This window comes from Peptostreptococcus canis, from assembly GCF_014229965.1.
Classification (GTDB): domain Bacteria; phylum Bacillota; class Clostridia; order Peptostreptococcales; family Peptostreptococcaceae; genus Peptostreptococcus; species Peptostreptococcus canis.
Window position 1 is genome coordinate 1 of sequence record NZ_JABGBW010000040.1, and the last position, 215, is coordinate 215.

The 215-nt window shown below is 35.8% G+C and carries 1 protein-coding gene; it reads left to right on the forward strand.

From position 1 onward, the window contains the following. The coding region (locus HLB29_RS09615) for a DUF4342 domain-containing protein (protein WP_185624905.1) at window positions 1-215 on the forward strand (215 nt) is incomplete at both ends.

Here is a 215-nt window from a genome sequence, read left to right on the forward strand (position 1 = left end):
AAATCACAATTAATAGAACTGTTAAAAAAAGCCACTGTAGTCAGGATAAAGGTAGAAAAAGATGGGAGAAACATAATAAATATACCTCTTACAGTAGGGGTTGTTGGAGCAGCTGTTATGCCAGTGTTTGTGTTATTTGGATTATCGGCAGCAGTATTAAGTAAATACTCTGTTAAAATCGCAGATGACATTTCCGGTGATGAAGTTGACTTAGG